Source organism: Methylobacterium nigriterrae (genome assembly GCF_037106235.1).
Lineage (GTDB): Bacteria > Pseudomonadota > Alphaproteobacteria > Rhizobiales > Beijerinckiaceae > Methylobacterium > Methylobacterium nigriterrae.
In genome coordinates this window covers 1-2086 of record NZ_JBAWTG010000313.1, presented here as the reverse complement: position 1 = coordinate 2086, position 2086 = coordinate 1, and the positions used below count along the sequence as shown (strand labels likewise).

2 protein-coding genes are annotated in these 2086 nt (G+C 53.9%); both read right to left on the bottom strand.

The features are described 5' to 3' along the window. Positions 1 to 78: 78 nt before the first annotated feature. Positions 79 to 534: a hypothetical protein gene (locus WDW90_RS36580; RefSeq protein WP_336492634.1), complete on the bottom strand. Its 456-nt coding sequence runs from the start codon at positions 532 to 534 to the stop codon at positions 79 to 81. Between the two features lie 134 nt (positions 535 to 668). Beyond that, a partial coding sequence (locus tag WDW90_RS36575) for a hypothetical protein (protein WP_336492633.1) occupies positions 669 to 2086 on the bottom strand: 1418 nt, incomplete at its 5' end.

Here is a 2086-nt window from a genome sequence, read left to right as displayed (position 1 = left end):
CAGCTCGGCCCATTGCGCGTCCGACAGCATCGCTCCTCCTCGCTCAGGAGAGGCGAAACGCTCACCGCATCGGGTGGTTCAAGCGATCACAGGCCGTAGTCTGGCGTGGCGTCGCTCAGAAAGCCTCGGATTGCCCTCAGGCTGCGAATGTACCCAGAACATCTCGCTGCCGTGTACGGTGCCGCCCTCCGGCTTAGAATTGATACTGCGGGACGACAGCCCTTTCTTCTCTTGATTTGCCTTGATCGGACGGGGTTCATAGACTCTGACCCTCAATCCATCCGCGTCGTTCTCCACCACGGTGAGCTTGGCTGCCTGACCAATGGGGATCGGCACGAATGACCGATGGGCGCTCCCTTCGTGACGCATAGTGAGGAATGCGTCAGGCGAGTAGCCACGCCTCAGGAGTTCACGAGCTCCGTCATAGAAGGGCTGACGTACGGTGCAGAGAAGGGTTTGGCCGGGGTAGACGCGGTAGGGACCATAACCTCTCGGGTTCGGTCGGACGGTGAGTTCAATGATGATGATGGGCATGGGTTCTCGTTCACTGAGCGGGGTTGAGCCGCTGTGTTGAAGGGAGAGATGGGTGATGTGAGAGGGATGGAGTTTGTGGGGAGGGCCGGGTAGCGGAGCAGAGAGAGCGCTTACGGGACCCTATAAAGGATATCTTACCTTGAGTGTATTAACCTACTATATGTATTCATGATGATATATGGTTCCTTAGATGATATCTCACTCTCTGTATGCTCCTCTATGTACCAAGGCTTGTGCTCAACGATCGCATTCAGTCCTGATTGTCTCATGAAGACACCTGCCATGGCCGAATCTGCTTCATAGCGTCTAGATCTAGGGACTAAGATGGCATCATGGAGAGGAAGGGCTACGACTCCTAATTTTCTTAGATCCGTAAGCACCTCCACTTGAACCTGACTTTCCAAGCACTGAAGATGATGACCTATCCCTGTCTCAAAGTATGAGGCAATTCCGGGGTGTAGACCCTTCAGCATCTGCACCAAGTCTGGAGCAGAGTAACGTTTAGGCAGCAGGCTGGCAGCACCTCTTGGCTTACTCGCAATGTGCTTCTCCATGAACAAGATTGAGTTGAAGAGCTTCTTGATACCATTTCTGCATGACTCTGGGTCTGCCTCATTGGCTAACTCAGGGATGGCGTAGAGATCTCCCTCAGGTGGTTCCACTCCGGCAAGACCATAGAGGAGCCGAGGAGCTATTTGGCCATAATCAAGCTCAGCTACAGGTTCTCCATCGATGAAGATGCCGTAGCGGTGTTGTTTCTTGAGGCTTTGCCAGAATCCTCCGAAGAGCCTGCCCCCTGAGGTAAAGCTATTGCGAGTGAAGATCCGCCGTAGGCATCTGTCTTGAGCGTCAACTGTCCAATCGACTTGGCCGAGGCTTTCGTCGAACCTAATGTCGACCCTGCCTAGCCAATCATTGATTAGCTCTAGTTCTGACCTCATGCGATGGGTGTCAGGGGTATCATCGCAGGGCACGACTTGGGTCTGATCCCAGTAGCTCTCCTTGGTTGACTTCAGGATGATGCACTCTGTTGGAGGTCGATACCGGATGTCCTCAAGGTGGATCTCACGCTCTCGGATCAGCCTCTCAAGGGTAGGCCCGGGCCATACCTTGGTCAGCTTGCCCTTCTTTGAGAGTTCTTCCCGGCATCCGATCTCTTGTGTGATGAAGCTCAGCTTGGGGTCAGACATGAGGTCAAGGATGTCAGGCAGGGTCTTTCCGATAAAGGCTGGTCTGTACCTTGAGCGTGTCGTGAGATAAGCATTGGAGCGGGACAGGACGATGCCTGCTGTGTGTCCGGTAAGCACACAGTGGGTAAGATCGCAGATAAGGGCAGCAACTGCATCCCTGAATGCAGCTTGGTCGTTCTTCTTGCGGGCACGCTTTCTGCTCTTAGTCAGCACCTCTTGAGAAAAGAGGACGCCATCGATCTCACTGAGAAGTTTGCTCATTTTACGGCCTGTTCGGCCTTGAACGTGTTCCGTGTGCGGGCGTTTTGCTCCTCCTGACTGGGAGGAGTGATGCTGGACGACGCAGAATGGAGAAAGCTGGA

What these genes read in the sequence shown, in the direction of transcription:
- WDW90_RS36580 (WP_336492634.1), bottom strand. Translation starts at nt 534, where the DNA reads ATGCCCATCATCATCATTGAACTCACCGTCCGACCGAACCCGAGAGGT.